16 protein-coding genes are annotated in these 17507 nt (G+C 65.8%); 6 read left to right on the top strand and 10 right to left on the bottom strand.

Annotation, left to right across the window (positions count from 1 at the left end):
• Positions 1-4 precede the first annotated feature (4 nt).
• Entirely contained in the window at positions 5-553 is a 549-nt protein-coding gene (locus ACZ50J_RS12395; protein ID WP_464297455.1) for an RNA 2'-phosphotransferase, read from the top strand.
• On the opposite strand, the gene ACZ50J_RS12390 is transcribed toward ACZ50J_RS12395, so the two are convergent.
• Positions 534-1787, bottom strand: a complete 1254-nt coding sequence (locus ACZ50J_RS12390) for an MDR family MFS transporter (protein ID WP_464297454.1) — start codon at positions 1785-1787, stop codon at positions 534-536. The two genes, ACZ50J_RS12395 and ACZ50J_RS12390, sit on opposite strands and share 20 nt — an antisense overlap.
• A 48-nt stretch (positions 1788-1835) precedes the next feature.
• On the opposite strand from ACZ50J_RS12390, the gene ACZ50J_RS12385 reads away from it, so the two are divergent.
• On the top strand, positions 1836-2798 hold the full coding sequence (locus ACZ50J_RS12385) for an ArsR/SmtB family transcription factor (protein ID WP_464297453.1): 963 nt from the start codon (positions 1836-1838) through the stop codon (positions 2796-2798).
• A gap of 277 nt (positions 2799-3075) precedes the next feature.
• Here the strand turns inward: ACZ50J_RS12385 and ACZ50J_RS12380 are convergent, their stop codons facing one another.
• The 5 genes from ACZ50J_RS12380 to ACZ50J_RS12360 form a co-directional block, all read right to left on the bottom strand.
• A complete protein-coding gene (locus ACZ50J_RS12380) occupies positions 3076-3369 on the bottom strand; it encodes a type II toxin-antitoxin system PemK/MazF family toxin (protein ID WP_464297452.1) in 294 nt (97 codons plus the stop codon).
• A gap of 23 nt (positions 3370-3392) precedes the next feature.
• Entirely contained in the window at positions 3393-3701 is a 309-nt protein-coding gene (locus tag ACZ50J_RS12375; RefSeq protein WP_464297451.1) for a hypothetical protein, read from the bottom strand.
• Positions 3702-3854: 153 nt separating this feature from the next.
• Entirely contained in the window at positions 3855-6242 is a 2388-nt protein-coding gene (locus ACZ50J_RS12370) for a TOTE conflict system archaeo-eukaryotic primase domain-containing protein (RefSeq protein WP_464297450.1), read from the bottom strand.
• A 431-nt stretch (positions 6243-6673) separates the two neighbouring features.
• On the bottom strand, positions 6674-7951 hold the full coding sequence (locus ACZ50J_RS12365; RefSeq protein ID WP_464301335.1) for an IS256 family transposase: 1278 nt from the start codon (positions 7949-7951) through the stop codon (positions 6674-6676).
• 304 nt (positions 7952-8255) lie between these two features.
• The gene (locus tag ACZ50J_RS12360) at positions 8256-9197 is read right to left on the bottom strand and encodes a GlxA family transcriptional regulator (protein ID WP_003941078.1); all 942 of its coding nucleotides are present in this window, start codon (positions 9195-9197) and stop codon (positions 8256-8258) included.
• Between the two features lie 108 nt (positions 9198-9305).
• Here ACZ50J_RS12360 and ACZ50J_RS12355 point away from each other — a divergent pair, with 108 nt between their 5' ends.
• The 4 genes from ACZ50J_RS12355 to ACZ50J_RS12340 all read left to right on the top strand — a co-directional run bounded on the left by ACZ50J_RS12355 (position 9306) and on the right by ACZ50J_RS12340 (position 12300).
• A complete protein-coding gene (locus ACZ50J_RS12355) occupies positions 9306-9617 on the top strand; it encodes a putative quinol monooxygenase (RefSeq protein WP_006247389.1) in 312 nt (103 codons plus the stop codon).
• A 632-nt stretch (positions 9618-10249) separates the two neighbouring features.
• Complete coding sequence (locus ACZ50J_RS12350) at positions 10250-11575, top strand: ISL3-like element ISPfr2 family transposase (protein ID WP_464297449.1); 1326 nt, start codon at positions 10250-10252, stop codon at positions 11573-11575.
• A gap of 42 nt (positions 11576-11617) precedes the next feature.
• Positions 11618-11875, top strand: coding sequence for a toxin HicA (locus ACZ50J_RS12345; RefSeq protein WP_464297448.1), 258 nt, complete (start codon positions 11618-11620; stop codon positions 11873-11875).
• Positions 11872-12300 carry a type II toxin-antitoxin system HicB family antitoxin gene (locus ACZ50J_RS12340; RefSeq protein WP_464297447.1) on the top strand — a complete coding sequence of 143 codons (429 nt, stop codon included), beginning with the start codon at positions 11872-11874 and terminating at the stop codon, positions 12298-12300. Before ACZ50J_RS12345 ends, ACZ50J_RS12340 begins: the two co-directional genes overlap by 4 nt.
• An 802-nt stretch (positions 12301-13102) precedes the next feature.
• Here ACZ50J_RS12340 and ACZ50J_RS12335 read toward each other — a convergent pair.
• The 4 genes from ACZ50J_RS12335 to ACZ50J_RS12320 form a co-directional block, all read right to left on the bottom strand.
• Positions 13103-14161 carry an alpha/beta fold hydrolase gene (locus ACZ50J_RS12335; RefSeq protein ID WP_464297446.1) on the bottom strand — a complete coding sequence of 353 codons (1059 nt, stop codon included), beginning with the start codon at positions 14159-14161 and terminating at the stop codon, positions 13103-13105.
• 74 nt (positions 14162-14235) lie between these two features.
• Positions 14236-14622 carry a DUF779 domain-containing protein gene (locus ACZ50J_RS12330; protein WP_464297445.1) on the bottom strand — a complete coding sequence of 129 codons (387 nt, stop codon included), beginning with the start codon at positions 14620-14622 and terminating at the stop codon, positions 14236-14238.
• Positions 14623-14625: 3 nt separating this feature from the next.
• The gene (gene adh / locus ACZ50J_RS12325) at positions 14626-16149 is read right to left on the bottom strand and encodes an aldehyde dehydrogenase (protein ID WP_464297444.1); all 1524 of its coding nucleotides are present in this window, start codon (positions 16147-16149) and stop codon (positions 14626-14628) included.
• A 94-nt stretch (positions 16150-16243) separates the two neighbouring features.
• The gene (locus ACZ50J_RS12320; protein WP_464297443.1) at positions 16244-17503 is read right to left on the bottom strand and encodes a transcriptional regulator; all 1260 of its coding nucleotides are present in this window, start codon (positions 17501-17503) and stop codon (positions 16244-16246) included.
• Positions 17504-17507: the final 4 nt, after the last annotated feature.

The following is a 17507-nucleotide window of genomic DNA, read 5'->3' as shown; positions in this document are numbered from 1 at the left end:
GAGTATGACGACTGATGCCGAGTTGAGCCGGACGGTGTCGCACGCCCTTCGTCACGAGCCGTGGCTGTACGAACTCGAGCTGGACGAGGAGGGGTGGGTGCCGGTCGACCAGTTGCTCGGCGCGTTGAACCAGAAGGTTGGTGAACCGGATTCGGTCGACCGCGCGACACTGGAGCGGATGATCGCGTCCGGTACGAAGCGGCGGCACGAGCTCGACGGTGAACGGATTCGGGCCCTTTACGGGCACTCAGTGCCCGGCCGCATCGAACGCCGGTCGGCGACTCCACCGGCGACGCTCTTCCATGGGACGGCGCCCGCCACCTGGGCGGTGATCCGGGCGCAAGGGCTGCTGCCGATGGGCCGCCAGTTCGTGCACCTGTCGGCTGACCGCGAGACCGCTACATCGGTCGGCAGGCGCAAGAGCACTCGCCCGATCATGCTCACGATCGACGCTTCTGCGGCAGCGGCGGCCGGGACGGAGTTCTATCGGGGCAATGAGTTGGTGTGGCTGGCTGACTCCGTGCCGCCACAATTCATCGCACGCGTGGAATAGCCAGCCGGTCTGCGCGCGTCCGACGACGCACGCAGTGACGTTCGGCTGCGGCGCCGGTTGCCAGACCGCCTGCGGCTGACAGCATCCCGATCACCGCGACGCCGCCCCACAGAGCAATGCTCCCCATCGGCATGAGCAGTGTTCCGAACAACGGCGCGAGCGCTGCCCCGGCACCCCAGCTCATCCCGCTGAGCCCGGCATACGTTCCTTGAGTGTCGGCGGTCGCAAGGTTCGACACGATGGTTTGCCCGGCGCCCGCGGCCAGGATCTCGCCGCTCGTCCACACGGCCACCGTCGCGGCGAGGCCGCGAGCGTCGTGTACCAGCGCGGTGGCGGCGAATCCCGCTGACAGCACGGCAGTTCCGACGGCGAGCGCACGGCCGGGGGATTGCCGTCGGGTCCACCTGGCGGCGAACGGTTGCAGCGCCACGATGAGAGCGCCGTTCAGGGCCATCGCCAGTCCGAAGGGTGCGCGGCTGATGCCCTCACGTGACATGGCGAGCGGCAGCGTCGTGAAGACCTGCGCATAGACCAGCCCATAGGTGAACGTCACCGCACACATCGCCAGCAGCAGCCGGTCGCGCAACGCGACGCCGATGGCACCCTCGGAAGTATGGCGCGTCGTCCTCGTCTCCGGCACGCAACGCCATACCAGGACGGCGAACCCCACGGCCACGGCCGCGTTCACGCCGAACATCATCCGCGGGCCGTGCTGGGCGAACCACCCACCACCGACCATGGCGAACGAATAGCCGAGATTCATTCCCCAGGACAGCACGCCGTACGCGCGAGGTCGGTCCCGTCGCGGAACCAGGTCGGCGACGATCGCCTGTGATGCGGGTCGGTACGAGTCGATCGTAAGACCGAGCAGGGCCGCGCAACCCGCGACAGCTGGAGGCGATGACACGGCACCCAGCGCAAGCATGGTGACCGACGTCGCGAGCATGCCGCCGACGAGCGTCGTACGCCGCCCGATCCGATCGGCGAGCCAGCCCGCGATCGCCTGGGAACCCAGCGAGCCGAGGCCGAATGCACTCATCACCACTCCCACCTGGGAGACCGAGAACCCCTGTGCCGACACGAGATACACGGCGAGGAAGGGTTGGACCATGGCACCCGTGCGATTGATCACGGTGCCCGCCCACAGGCCCCAGAACGCACTGGGCAGCGGCGTGCTGCGGGTCGTTGCATCAGTGGTGACTGGTCGGTCCTGCGTAGGTGTCAGCGAACTCATGCGACCCAGATTCGGCGGACCCCGCCGCCGTGCGGTAATGATTCAGTGGTGGCTGAAACCTGTGCAGAGTTCGAACTGACGCCATCGGATCTCGCCCGCGTGCGGTTCGCCTTCTCGCCCGCGTCCGAGGCGGTCGCGAGTCTGCGGGTGCTGCAGGAACCGAGTCGGTATGCCGTGCACCTGCCGTGGCTGCGCGCGGTGCGGCCACGGCTCGCCGGCCTGGACCTCAGTCTGCTGCTCGCGCTGGTCCCACTCGGCCCCTATTACGCCGACTTCCTGACGCCGCCGCCGAGCGGGCCCCTGCCGTCCGTCGAGGCCGAGTTCGAACAGATCGCATCAACCAACCCGGAGAAGGTGGTCGCGGAGGTGGCGAAGCTGCCGAACACGCCTGTCCTGCAACCGGTTCTGCATGACCCGATCGCAGGGGCGCGGCGTGCGGCCGACGACCTCAGCGCGTACTGGGAGGTCGCCGTGGCGCCGTACTGGCCGCAGATTCGCGGTCTGCTGGACGCCGAAGTGCTGCGCCGATCGCGTCAGCTCGCCCGTGACGGCGCGGCGGTGATGTTCAACGACCTGCATGAGCGGATCACCTGGCAGGACGGCACGCTGCGTGTCCGGACCGATGCATGGGAGCGGCGCGGTCCGCTCGTCGGTGATGGGATCCTGTTGGTGCCCAGTGTGTTTCGCTGGCCGAGCACAACGGTCATGGCCGAACCGTATGAGCCGAAGATCGGCTACCCGGCACCGGGTGTGGGCACCGTCTGGTCACACGACGTCATCCCGACACCGGACGCACTGGACGACCTGATCGGCCGGACGCGAGCCCGGATCCTGGTGACGCTGGACGAGCCGACGACCACGACGGTGCTGGCTCGCCGGCTCGATCTCCGGCCGGGTGCTGTCAGCCAGCACCTGAAGGTGCTCACCGCCAACGGTCTGCTCGTCCGGCGCCGGGTCGGCCGCGAGGTGTACTACGACCGCACGGCGATCGGCGATGCCCTGTCGGCGTGATTCCGCAGCGCATGCAGAACGCCCCACGGGCCGAACGATCGAGTCGCTCGCGCCCGCAGGGCGTCTGTTTTCATCGGTGTCCGGAGGGGGACTTATCCGTTATCCCGACCACTCCGAAGGCTGCGATCCCGCGGATTACCAGCAGTTTCAGGCTTGCTGGGTGAGTATTCCTGATCCTGGTGTCGTTGTGATGATCGATTGCCGGTGCCCACAAGTGGTGAGGATCGTCGCAGGTAGCTTTCGGCGGCACCCGATGGGTTGTGTGGCAGGTGCCCTGTCAGGGCAGGTCGAGCGCGGCTTTCAATCCGTCGTTCATGGCTCGCATGGAAGCAGGACTAAGGGCGCCGACGATGCCCTGGACCTCGTCCTCGTAGATCTCCACGATGTCGTCGCAGACGACGCTGCCAACCAGGTGATCGTCGTGGGAGAGCGTCACGATGCTGGGGATCGGTGGCTTGGCGGTGGTGGTTAGGCGCGCGGCCAGGACCTGGCCCAGGGTTTTGTTGCGGCGGTTGTTGGAGACGACCACGAACAGCTTCGGCTCGGCCAGCCCGATGTCCGCGCGAACCACCTGACCCCTGGACAGTGGCCAGGTCACTCGTTCGCCCAGTCGGGGACACGGCGACGGGCCACGCGCTGCCGTCTTGCAGTGGTGTCCTCCTGCTGTGCCGCCGCCATCGCGGCGTAACCGGCTTCCTCGGCCCGTTCCCGCAGTGCCTTCAATCCTGCCTCCAGTACGGCGTGCAGGTAGGACGCCTCGCTGGCGTCCGGATCGATATCGGTCCCGGTCATTTCCTGCAGTGCCAGCCGGTACTCACGTGACCGGCGCATGAACGCCAAGTCTCTCACGTCGGCGGCTGTCAGAGGCAGCGACTTGCGCACCGTGTCACGCACTTCATTCATGCATTATATTATGCAGCATCGGGTGCTGCATACCAACATCCTTCGAATGCTGCGGTGCTGGCGACGGACCTCGAGACCCGCCTGGCGAGTCCGCGAGAGTGGGGACGGAGGTAGCTGGTGAGTTCGTCGCGAACATGGCGTCCGGGTGTGCGATCAGCCGTGGCACTGATTGCCGGATGGCTCGGTGAAGCCGAGTGCGCGGTACCCGGGCATCCGGCGCTTGAGAGAGGCAGCGAGGACGGGCACCTGGTGGTCGTGATAGTCGTGCGCTTCGACGAGCTGCTTGCCGGGTGCGGCTCGCACAACTCGTCCTGCGCATTGGACAAGTAGCCCGTCGAATGACACGGGCGCAGCCAGGAAGAGTGTGTCCAGGGCGGGGGCGTCGAAGCCTTCACCGATGAATGGTGTTGTCCCGACGACCACTATGCCGTCGTCCGAACTCGCTTCCGACAATCGGCGAACTGCCTCGCGGCGCTGTGCGATGTTCATGCCGCCTTGGAGAACGATTGCGTCACGCCCGCGCTTCGCAAGGAGGTCGACGATGTTTTCGACGTGCGCCACGCGGCGGGTGAGCACGAGGCAGTTGCGTCCTTGAGATGCGGCGGTAACAACGTCGTCGACGATCTGGGCGTTACGGGCTGGGTCGGCCGCCAATGAACGGTGTACCTCTGCCAGCGCACTCGGGTCGGTGAGATCGACCCCGTCGCAGCGAAACGCTATTTGGTGCACGTGCAGAATCCGTTGCTGGCCCGGCTCCTGGGTGAATGCGTCGGTAAGGGGTGTCGGTGCGTCGTCGTTCACGGTGTGGCGGATCGGTCCGAGTTGCCAGGTGACCAGATCGCCGAGCCCGTCGCGGCGTTCGGGTGTTGCGGTCAGCCCGAGCCAGTACCGCCCACGGATCCGCTTGACGGAGTGGTCGTATGCAGCGGCGGCCAGGTGATGGCATTCGTCGATGACGACGTGTCCGTATCCGTCGGTCAGTTCCGTCACGTCGTCGCGCCGAGCCAGGGATGGCAGCATGATGATGTCGACGATGCCGGTGAGCTTGCGTCGGCCGCCGCCCAGCTGGCCGGGCCGGAAACCCAGGAACTTCTCGATCCGGTCGCGCCACTGCTCGGCAAGTGCCTTGCGATCGAGGAGGATGACCGTGGAGGCGGCGCGCTCGGCGATCACGGCGCACGCCATCACGGTCTTACCTGATCCGGGCGGTGCGATCAGCACGCCGTCATCGTGACCGAGTAGCGCGTCAACGGCGGCGGTCTGCCGAGGATCGAGCTGACCGGAGAATGCGACGTCGATCTCGGTTCCGCTGCTGCGCAGGTCGGTCATGTCAAGGCGTGCGTCGGCGTCGCGCGTTATCTCTGTGGCCAGGTGCCGCAGCCCACGCGGAAGAACGAGGTCGCCGTCAACTGTCAGGTCGTACCCGCGCACGAACCGTGGCGTGTTCCAGGTCGACTTCCGCAGCCGCTGCAATTCGTAGAACTTCGGGTTCGCCATCGATGCCGCGTGCTTGAAGGTGGCCATCGCGGCAGGGGTGAGCTCCGCGGCCCCGAGCGTCAGACCGGCCCCCAGTTCGGCGTGTAGGACGGCGGGCAGGCGTGGCTGGACTTTGCTTGCGGACGCGCGGCTCAGGCCACGGACGTTGTTGCCGACCGTGGTGGTGCTGGCCTGGTTGGCAATCTTGGTCGCGGCGGAACGGCTGAGCCGGTCGAGGGTGGACAGGAAGTCCCACTGATCCTCGTGCGGTTCGAGAGTGGACAAGTCGAGGAAGGTGGTCAGGCCGTCCCGTCGGCGCCGTCCCTGCAACGGGAGGGCGATGAGGTTGCCGAATCCTCCGGCAGGCAACACGTCCTGGCTCGGGAACAAGCGGTCATAGGAGCCCAAGTCCATCGTCCCGCGCAGCGTTATGGCTTCGTGGATCAGCGTGGTTCCCACCGATCGTGCGGTGGCGGCAGGGATCGGCAGGGCGAAGAAGACCCATACATGCGCGCCCTGCCCGGACTGGGAGATCTCCAAAGCGGCGGGAACCTGCCTGGCTCGGGCGGCTTTGACATACGCCAGGGCGTCGAGCATCGCGGCCGAGCCATCGAAGTCCGCGACCAGGAAGGTGCATGAATTGTCGTCGCGCAGCGGGTACACGCCGAGGAACTGCTCTCCTACGAGGTGGGAGGCGAGGACCTGGCTGGTCAGCGGCAGGTGCTGCGCGTCGCTGCGCCGCATACCCTTGCGCCAGCCGCCGCGAACCGCAGGCATCCAGCCGGCTGCTCCCGTTCGATTGTTCTCCCACCGCACGGCATACACATCGGTTCGTGCCGCGAAGAGGCCCGCGAACAGGCGCAATTTGTCCGCAGCGGTGGAGGACATCGTGATCAGGCCCGGCGGATCCACTGGCGTCGCCAGCTGTTCCGGATCGGGCGTCACGTCCTGACCGCGCAGCTCCAGCAGCCGGGACAGACGACGGTTCTCCGAGCGCAGGCTGTCCCGCTCCCGGATGAGCTGGGCGACCTCCTCCTGCAGCTGATTCGTCGACACTTTGGTCATCGTCGCACGTCGAACTGCTGACTGATCAAGGCGGTAGCGCCGTGGGTCGAGCTCTGCTGCCGCCCGCCCCAATGCTCCACCACGGGCCCCGGACGCTCCGACGCGATTAGCGGCTCTTCCCAGATGAGGGTGTAGGTCGGCCGGGCGCGTCGGTCCGCAGATAGACGTCGAGGTCTCCCGACGACGGAGGTTCCTACGCCATCCATCCGAAAGACCTCGACGTGTCCGACGCTACCCCGCCGGCCGGCTTCGGCCGCCCTGACCTGACCGCCTTCGCGTCTCATCTCAATCGACCCTGATCGAGTCTGCTGACCCCCTCGACGAGAACGCAGCGACATCACAGCAACCCAACCCCGACCGTCCGGGAAGCCGGGACACGTCACATGGCCTGTGGGGAGTGTCCGAAATTCGGTGTTTCTGGCCCTGATTGATTAGTACTTCTCTGCGGTGGGCCAGCGGCCCTCGAAGACGGTCGCGAACACGTTGAGTGCTGGCTTCCATCGCATGGTCCATCGTGCCTGTCCACGCCCGGTCGGGTCCAGTGACCTGGTGACGAGGTAGAGGCATTTGAGTGCTGCTTGCTCGTTCGGGAAGTGCCCACGGGCACGGACTGCCCTCCGGTAACGTGCGTTGAGCGACTCGATCGCGTTGGTACTGAACAGGATTCTCCTGATTTCGACGTCGTAGGCCAGGAACGGGGTGAATTCCTCCCACGCGTTGTCCCATAACCGGATCAGCGCGGGATACTGCTGGCCCCAGGTGTCGGTGAACTTCGCAAACTCCGCTCGTGCCGCCTCAGCCTTCGGCGCGGTGTACACCAGCTTCAGTTCCCTGGCGATCTGGTCCCAGTACTTTCGCGACGTCAACCGGAAGGAGTTGCGCAGCAGGTGAATGACGCATGTTTGTACGGTCGCGTCCGGCCACACGCTCTCCACCACGGCAGGTAGCCCCTTGAGGCCGTCACAGACGACGAACATGGTGTCGGCCACGCCGCGGTTCTTCAGCTCGGTCAACACCGCGAGCCAGTACTTGGCGCCCTCACCATCGCCTGGAGTGCCGGCCCACAACCCGAGCACGTCCTTCCGCCCGTCAACGGTGACACCGATCGCGGCGTAGAAGGGCCGGTTAGCGACCTGCCCGTCGCGGACCTTGACCACGATCGCGTCGATGAAGATCGCCGCGTACACCGGATCCAGCGGGCGAGCCAGCCATTCGTTCATCTCCTCGCTGATCCGATCGGTGATCCGACTGATCGTGTCCTTGGATACCGACGCGCCGTAGATCTCTTCCAGGTGGGCGCTGATCTCCCCAGTGGTCAGGCCCTTCGCAGTCAGTGAGAGCACAACCTGCTCGACCGAGCCGAGCTTGCGGTGGTGCTTGGGCACGATCACCGGCTCGAACGTGCCGGTCCGGTCCCGCGGCACCGTGATGTCGACTTTGCCGACGTTGTCGGTCAGCACCGTCTTAGTCCGGGAGCCGTTGCGAACGTTGCGGATACGACCCTCACTCGTAGCTTCCGAGGCAGTGTCGGTGTCGTCCGCTGATGCTGACGATGGCTGATGCTTGCCGTGTCCGAGGTGCTCAGTCATCTCCTCCTCCAAGGAGATCTCCAGCACCATCTTGGTCAGATCCTTCAACAGACCCGACGGGCCAGTCAACGAGTCACCGTTAGCGCGCGCATCGCGCACCAGCTCGGTGAGCGCTTCCATGCGGCGACGTTCCACGTCGGTCTTCTTCGGTCGGCGGTCCGCGGGCTCACGCCGAGCAGGTCGCGTCCCTGCCGGCTCCTCGTTGCTGTTGTTCACGTCCTGCAGTGTCATGCGTTACTACTCCGGTCCCGCCCCAACCATGGGGCGTGTCACGGACCAGAAACACCGAAATTGCGATAGTCCCGGCCTGTGCTGCGGGCGTGTCGAGTGGGTCGTCCAGGGGCGACGCAGGAGCGTCGACGCGACGTGCTGAGAGGTGGTTCCAGTCGAGCACTAGGACACCGGCTACAGGCATGGCGATAGGTCAGGAACGGCGTCGCTCCCTACGCAGGAGGGAGCGCAGAGTCTCGGCGTTCGCGTAGCCGACCCGTAGCGCGATCTCGGCGGAGGTAAGGTCCGTGGTTGCTGAGAGGTGCCGAGCTCGTTCGATGCGAAGCCGTTGGACGAAGCCGAGCGGAGTGAGGTTGAGCGCCGCACGGACTCGTCGTTCGAGGGTGCGCCGGCTGGTGCCGAGCGACTGCGCGACGAAGGCGACGTTGAACGGTTCGTCCAGGCGGGCGCGCACGAAGCGTTCGAACTCGACGACGATCGGGTCCTCGTGCCGGAGATGTTCGTAGGCGACGAAGGCCGCCTGCGACGGACGCTCGTCGATGATGAGGAGCTTGGCGACATGTTGGGCCAGGTCGGGGCTGATCGATCGCACGAGTGAGAGCGCGAGGTCGATGTGGGCGAACGCGGCGCCGGCGGTGACGAGGTTCCCGTCGACCACGACCATGGTGTCGAGATCGAGGGCGACGGTCGGATAGCGCTTCAGGAACTCCGGCCCCAGGAACCAGCTGGTCGTCGCCCGCCGATGATGCATCCGTCCGGTCTCGGCGACAGCGAACACGCCGGTGCACGCCGCGGCGATCCGGGTGGTCGCGTCGTCGAGGCGCCCGAGCGAGGCGATGACCGAACGAGCATCTCGGCTCTGGAGGGCGTCGTTGGTAGCGGCGGCCGTGAGGGTTCCAAGCGCAGGGACGACGACCACGTCGAACTCTGCGGACTCCGACAGCGGGTGGTCCACCGACAGGGTCATCGATGCCGTCGTGGTCACTCTCCGTTTCGGTCCGAGGATGGCGAGTTCGATCGGGTCGATCCGCGGGTCGACATCGCCGCGGGCTCCGTCGGCCACCCGCACGATGTCGATGACCGACGCGACAGCCGAACCGAAGCAGCCGTCGATCGCGATCAGTCCGATACGCATGGCGCGAACAATAGCAATACTGCCGTATACGCCACTTCTCACATGCCCTTGCTCGTCATACGCTGAACTCGCTTCACCAAGAAACCTCGACACCTAGGAGAACCCCTCATGTCCACACCCGCATCACTTCCGTATGCCTTCGTCGCCAAGATCGTCGCGGCCGATGGACAGCACGACGCGCTCGCCGATCTGCTCGCCGGCGCTGTCGCACTCGCCAACGAAGAGGTAGGAACGATTGTCTGGTTCGCGGCTAGGACCCACGCCGACACCTTCTGGATCTTCGATGCATTCCCCGACGAGGCCGCTCGCGACGCCCACGCCAACGGCGCCATCGTCGCAGCCCTGATGGCCAACCAGCACCTCCTCGGCGCAGCACCCGAGATCCTGGCGGCCGACGTCCTCGCGTCCAAGCTCCCGTAGTCCGCCAACGCACGAGACGATCGCGCCCCGCCGAGCGGTCGCCAGGTCGCGACGCAACGCCACGCTGCGTTGCCGAGCGGTGCGAGGCCTATCGGCACACGGACAGGATGCCGGCCGCGAGCGCTCAGCCGGCGAGGGGTCCGTCGCAGAGGAGAGCGACGTCGGTGTCGGGCAGAGCCGTGAGGCCAGCGCATCGCGCGACCACCAGAAGCGAACCGCCCCTGCCCTGCGTTTCCGCAGGTCAGGGGCTGTTCGCCGGAGCCGCCTGTCGGAATCGAACCGACGACCTAATCACGTCGGCTTTGCGTCTACCGCTTGATGCGCCCACTGGGCGAACGAGCCGCTGACCTGCGCAAACGCCGAGCGTGGGGGACGCCGCCATCCGGTGGTGACCGACGACGACCGACCAGTACCGACCGTTTCACCGGAGCTTGCGGCGGCGTCGAAGCCGAGCAAGCTCCATTCCTTTAGCTCACCGCGCCCTCCTCCTCGCCGGTCCCGTCGTCGTCGAAGACGTTTCAGGGGGCTTCTCAGATGAGGGTGTAGGTCGGCCGGGCGCGTCGGTCCGCAGATAGACGTCGAGGTCTCCCGACGACGGAGGTTCCTACGCCATCCATCCGAAAGACCTCGACGTGTCCGACGCTACCCCGCCGGCCGGCTTCGGCCGCCCTGACCTGACCGCCTTTGCTCGACTCGACGGCCTCGGTCTGAGCGTGACCGGACAACGACTTGAACCGGATCGTGCGGTCCTCGCGTGCCGCGTGGTGGAACCAGATCAGTGGTGCCGACGGTGCGGCAGCGAAGGCGCTGCTCGTGACACCGTGATCCGGCGGTTGGCCCACGAGCCGCTGGGCTGGCGACCGACCGTGCTGGAAGTTGTAGTGCGCCGCTACCGCTGTGCCGACTGCGGACACGTGTGGCGCCAAGACACCAGCGCCGCGGCGGAGCCACGCGCGAAGCTCTCGCGCACCGGGCTGCGGTGGGCGCTGGAAGGGATCGTGGTCGCACACCTCACCGTCGCCCGTGTCGCCGAGGGACTCGGGGTCGCGTGGGACACCGCCAACAACGCGGTCCTGGCTGAAGGCAAGCGGCTGCTGATCAACGACCCCACGCGGTTTGAGGGCGTGAAGGTCATTGGCGTCGATGAGCACGTCTGGCGCCACACCAGGCGTGGCGACAAGTACGTCACCGTGATCATCGACCTCACCCCGGTCCGCGATGGCGCCGGCCCAGCAAGGCTGCTGGACATGGTCGAGGGCCGGTCGAAGGCGGCGTTCAAGACCTGGCTCGCCGACCGCGACGACGCCTTCCGTGACGCGGTCGAGGTGGTCGCGATGGACGGCTTCACCGGGTTCAAGACCGCCGCTGCAGAGGAGATCCCGGACGCGGTCACGGTGATGGATCCCTTCCACGTCGTGCGCCTGGCCGGTGACGCCCTCGACAGGTGCCGGCGCCGGGTCCAACTCGAGATCCACGGGCACCGTGGGTTCAGGGACGACCCGCTCTACAAGTCGCGGCGCACGCTGCACACCGGCGCGGACCTGCTCACCGACAAGCAGAGCGACAGGCTACGCGCGCTGTTCGTTGATGACGCTCACGTCGAGGTCGAGGCGACCTGGGGTGTCTACCAGCGCATGATCGCCGCCTATCGCCACGAGGACCGGCAACGTGGCCGCGAGCTCATGGAGAAGCTGATCACCGACCTCAGCGCCGGCGTCCCCAAGGTGCTCACCGAGCTCACCACCCTGGGCCGGACCCTGAAGAAGCGAGCCGCTGACGTGCTCGCCTACTTCGAACGACCCGGCACCAGCAACGGGCCGACCGAGGCGCTCAACGGACGGCTCGAACACCTGCGCGGCCCCGCACTCGGGTTCCGCAACCTGACCAACTACATCGCCCGAAGCCTGCTCGAGACCGGCGGCTTCAGACCCCAACTCCTACACCCCCGATTGGGATGAGCCCGATTAGCTTCATGGAGTCATTATTAGTACCATTAATGCGTGACGAGCATCCAGAAGATCAGGCAGGCCATGCGGAACGCTCCGCAGAATGTGGCCTACGCCGATCTCCGGAAGGTGTGCGTCGAGATGTTCGGGGAGCCGCGCCAGGACGGCACATCACACGCCGTGTTCAAGACGCCCTGGCAGGGCGACCCGCGAGTGAATATCCAGAGGGCCAAGGGCGGGAAAGCGAAGCCGTACCAGGTACGGCAAGTGCTCAAGGCCGTAGACCGACTGACCGAGGAGGGCCAGAAGTGAACCACTACACCTACCGCGTGACGTGGTCAGCGGAGGACGAGGAATTCCTCGCCACCGTGGCCGAGTTCCCGTCACTCTCGTGGCTGGCGGGCGACCCGGCGACGGCCATTCACGGCCTCACGAAGGTGGTCGACGACGTCGTCGCCGACCTCCGGAAGGAGGGCGAACCCGTACCGGAGCCGTTGGTAGACCGGCGCTACTCGGGCAAGTTCAACGTGCGGGTCCCGGAGTCACTCCACCGTGAACTCGCCATCGCCGCAGCCGAACAAGGCGTGTCGCTCAATCGGATAGCGTCCGACCGGCTGGCGCACGCGGCTGTCGTCAAGCCGGTGATGACCGTCGTCAAGAAATCCGTTCCGGCCAAAAAGGCGACAGCAAAGAAGAAAGCGGCAGCGAAGAAGACTGCTCCTGTTCGAGTCCAATAGCTTGCCTGGGGCAAGACCAAGAGGGAACCCCACGATCCGCGAGCGATCGTGGAGATTCGTCGCCAGTTGTCGCCTGCCGGAAACCACGTACGGCAGCGACAGATTTCGAGGATGCGCCGTTCGTCCACCCGAGCTTGTTGCGGATCGCGTCGACCCTCTGGTGCCTCACACGCCGTCTGGGGTGAACGAGCTTGGCCTGCTCACCAACGATGGTCCGGATTTCCGCAACGTCATCGCGTTGCCCACGAACATGGCGGAGGTGCTGAAGGAGCGGCGCGTGGTTTCTGTTCGCCGTGCATCTGGAGCACTGCCAAGTCCATTGCGTGTACCACGCCGGCCGGGATTACGAGAATTCCATCGCGAACGGCCACATTGAGCGCCGGGCAGCTTCGGCGGGTTTGTGAGGTGACAACGAGAATTGCACGCATCCAGAGCAACACAGGCGATGAGATGCGAATAACCTTGTAACTCCGGCAAATCCGGACTCACAAGGCTATTCGAACATGTGTCCGGAGGGGGAGATGTCCGTTATCCCGACCACTTTAGAGACCGGGATTCCACGGATCTTCGGTGGTTTCAACCTTGCGTGGGTAACTGACCGCGGAAGGCGACGCGTGACTGGAGGGTTCTGTGTTCACTGCAAGTTCGGCGGTAGCTGACCGACCTGTCGGCGAGATGGTGGTGTAGCCACATTGCGCGCTCTGGCTATGGGTGCCAGGCCCGGAGGCCGCACCGCTGTCACCTGACCCGTCGGGAATAGCGCGCGACAGGGTCTCGAAGCGGTCGCCAGGCGGAGCACCCCTCAGCTTTCCAAGAACTTTGCTAGGTGCTCGTCAATCTGCGGCAGATAGGTCTCGGTCACCGAGAAGAGTCCGAGGTGACCGGCGATCTCTTCGACGACGCGGCAGTCACTGTGTGTCGTCACCAACTCCTGTTGGGGGCGTACGTCCCGGGGAGGGAAGAGGCAGTCCTCATCGATCGGCAGTGCGAGCAGCTTGGCGGTGACCCGGCCCAAAGCTGCCGTGAGGTCCCCGTCGGTGTTGCGGGCCACATCGCCGCGCTGCCACTTCCACGCCATACACAGCAAGTCGTTGGGGTCCATCACCGTGAAGTACGGCTCGAGAAAGCCTTCGATGAATGCTTCCTTGGATTCGAATCCCAGACCGCGCCAGATCTCCTGCTTCCAGAACTCCGAGGAGAAGCCCACCAGTGCCCACACGTGCGCCTGACGCTTCAGGCCGGCAACGACCTGTTCGTTGGAGGTGTAATCGCCACCGTTCCAACCCGGGTCGGACATGATCGCCTCTCTGCAGTATTCGGCGATGAGGAAGTCATGCGGCGTGTTCTGGGCCGTTCCCGCAATTGGCGCTCCGCGCAAAACCTTGTCCGGGAAGCGGACGAGCCACTCCCAGGTCTGCTGGGCACCCATGGATCCGCCGATGACGAGTTGGAGCTTGTCGATGCCGAAATGCTCCCGCAAGAGCTGCTCCTGGGCGCGCACGTCATCGCCGATCCGGACTTTGGGGAACTTGGACATCGAGATCGATTCGTTCGCCCCGGTCGCGTTGTGCGGGGAAGTCGACAGGCCGTTGCCGATCTGGTTGACCGCGATGATGAAGTACTTGTCCGGGTTGAGAGCGTGATCGGTGCCCACATAGGCATCCCGCCAGATCTGATGGGTCCCCGAATACCACGTCGTGATCAGAATGGCGTTGTCTCGTGCCTCGTTCAGCGTTCCCCAGGTCGTCACCGCAAGCTCCAGGTCGGGGATGGTGCCTCCCTCCTCGAGGGCGAACTCGCCGACGCTGATGAGCTCGTACTCGCCGTGGAACTCGGGTGTGTAATAGCGGTTCTCGATCATGGTTGTCTCCTGGGTGAAAGGGGTCGTTCCGAATTTGCGCGGCGCCGAATGCCCTCCGTGAGAATTCGTGCCGGTCAGTCAGTGGCACAGACGTCCGAACGAGTGAGGAAGCGGTAGCCGGTCGGTCCTTCCAGTGAGAAGCCGGCACCGCGCCCGGGTACCAGATCGATGGTGAGTTCCGTGTGGCGCCATACCTCGTATTGCTCGCCGGAGATGTAGACCGGCACCGGCTCGAAACCGTCACCGAGCTCGAGGTCACCCAGGTGCACATCGCGCTGTCCCAGCCGGTATTCGCCCTGCGGATAGCACATCGGCGAAGACCCGTCGCAGCAGCCGCCGGACTGGTGGAACATCAGCGGACCGTGCTCACCGGTGAGGCGGCGCAGCATCTGCACCGCCTCACCGGTGACGGCCACGCGCCCGACAGCGGTTCTGCCGGGGGCACTGGTCTGTTCGGTCATGGCTCAGAAGAAACCGAGCTTGCTCTGGCTGTAGGACACCAGCAGGTTCTTGGTCTGCTGGTAGTGGTCCAGCATCATCGCGTGGTTCTCGCGCCCGATGCCGGACGACTTGTAGCCACCGAACGCAGCGTGGGCGGGGTAGGCGTGGTAGCAGTTGGTCCACACCCGCCCGGCCTGTATGCCGCGCCCGGCCCGAAAGGTCGTGTTCGTGTCACGCGACCACACTCCAGCGCCGAGTCCGTAGAGGGTGTCGTTGGCGATGCCCATGGCATCGTCGAAGCCGTCGAACTCGGTGACCGAGACCACCGGACCGAAGATCTCCTCCTGGAAGACGCGCATCTTGTTGTTCCCGACGAAAATCGTTGGTGCGACGTAGTATCCGCCGGACAGGTCGCCGCCGAGATCGACTCGCTCGCCACCGGTGATGACGCGTGCGCCCTCCTTGGTGCCGATGTCGATGTAGGACAGGATCTTCTCCAGCTGGTCGTTGCTGGCCTGCGCACCGATCATGGTTTCGGTGTCCAGGGGGTTGCCCTGCTTGATCGCCTTGACCCGTTCGGTGCCGTCGGCGAGGAACGAGTCGAAGATCGGCTTCTGGATCAGTGCGCGGCTCGGGCAGGTGCAGACCTCACCCTGGTTGAGCGCGAACATCGCGAAACCCTCGAGTGCCTTGTCGTAGAACGCGTCGTCGTGTGCCGCGACATCCTCGAAGAAGATGTTCGGGCTCTTGCCGCCGAGCTCCAGAGTGACCGGTATCAGGTTTTCACTGGCGTACTGGGAGATCAGCCGCCCGGTGGTGGTCTCACCGGTGAACGCGATCTTGCGGATGCGCGGCGAGGATGCGAGCGGCTTGCCGGCCTCCACCCCGAAACCGTTGACAACATTGAGAACCCCCGGTGGCAGCAGGTCGCCGATCAGTTCCATCAGCAGCAGGATCGACGCGGGCGTCTGCTCGGCCGGCTTCAGCACGACGCAGTTGCCGGCCGCCAGCGCGGGCGCCAGCTTCCAGGTCGCCATCAGCAACGGGAAGTTCCACGGAATGATCTGGCCGACGACGCCCAGCGGCTCGTGGAAGTGATAGGCGACCGTGTCGTCGTCGATCTGGCTGAGGTGACCTTCCTGGGCACGGATCGCGCCGGCGAAGTAGCGGAAGTGGTCGACCGCGAGGGGTAGGTCGGCGGCGAGGGTCTCGCGGACCGGCTTGCCGTTGTCCCAGGTCTCTCCGACCGCCAGCATCTCGAGGTTCTGCTCGATGCGGTCGGCGATCCGCAACAGGATGTTGGACCGTTCGGTGACCGAGGTCTTGCCCCAAGCCGGCGCGGCTGCCCAAGCGGCATCAAGCGCCTTGTCGATGTCGGCCGCGGTCGACTGGGCGACCTCGGTGAAAACCTTGCCGTTGACCGGCGATACGTTCTCGAAGTACTTGCCGGTCACGGGCGGCACCCATTCGCCGCCGATGAAATTGTCGTAGCGGGACTTGTAGGAGGCGAGGCTGCCCTCTTCGCCCGGCCGCGCGTAAATCGTCATTCTGCGTGTCCTCCTGGGATTCTTTTCCGAGCGTCGTCGCCCGGCATGTGACGCAGATTACGTTTCGCAACGTTGCGCGAACGTTGCGCGCAGCTCAGGACCCGCGCAACCGGTTGACGCGCGCGGCGACGGTGTCGCTGCGCGGGGAGCGTGGGCCCATCAACGCTTCAGCAGCCTCCCAGAGCTGCAGGTCGTCACGCCCGAACGTCGTGTCGGCGAACCGCAGCAGAAGGTCTGAATCACCATGCTTCAGAATCGAATTGCGCATCCGCGCGTGCAGCTGCTCTCGGATCTGTATGACGGCCGGCGCTTCCGAATCGGGCAGCACCGGGCCGGTGTAGGCGCCGACGGCCCGACCCACCCGTCCGCGGTCCAGATGGTCGCGAACGACCGCGATGTCGCTGCGAACGTCGCCCGCGAAGCGATAGGGCCGCGACAACAGCAGCCGCGAAGGCAACAGCGCGCGCAACCGGGAGATCTCGGCCCGCAACGTCACCGACGGCCGGTCCTCGTCGCTGAGAGCGACCGCGAGCTGGTCGGCCGTCATACCGTCCGCTGACTCGGACAGCAGCAGGAGCAGTTCGCTGTGGCGCAGCCCGAACTTGCGGACGCTGTCCCCACTGGACAGCGTGGCACCGCCACCGCCCAGCACCGTCAGCCGGTGTCCCGCGGCGACGCCCGCGGGGTCGTGGCGCGCCATACCTGAGGTGAGACGGCCGATGCGCAGCTGCGCTTCGACCGCGGCGACGGTGGCGCCGACGAGAGCGAAACTCTGTGGCGTCGACGCGTCGTCGGCACCGGTGAGATCGAGCGCGCCGAGCATCGCGCCGGTGTCCGGGTCGTGGATCGGCGCCGCCGAACAACTCCACGGCGTGACCTGACGTGCGAGATGCTCGGCACGGTGGATACGGACCGCACGATCGACCGCGAGTGCAGTGCCCGGCGCATTCGTGCCGACCGCCTGCTCGGTCCAGTCCGCTCCGGGGAGGAAGAGCATGCCTTCGGCACGGCGGCGCAACGCGCTGTCACCTTCGACCCACAGCAGCCGCCCGGCAGCATCGCTGACCGCGACCAGCAGCCCTGCCTCGGCGGCGCTCTGCGTGAGCAGCGAACGGATCAGCGGCATCGACGCGGCGAGCGGATGTTGCTCCCGCAAGGCCCGAAGGGCGTCGTCGGCCAGTGGCTCCTGCCGTAACTCCGCCTCGGGGTCGAGCCCGTCCGAGAGGGACCGCAGCCAGGACTGGTAAACCTCGGGCCGGACCCGCTCGGCGGTGCGCTGCTCCAGAAAGGCCTCGCGCGCCTGCTCCGCACCACGTCGGTCGTCCTGCGGTGAGCGAGATCGCGAAAGCCCCATCGCC

It is taken from the genome of Flexivirga sp. G2, assembly GCF_055397625.1.
This window is presented reverse-complemented; position numbering and strand designations above follow the sequence as displayed.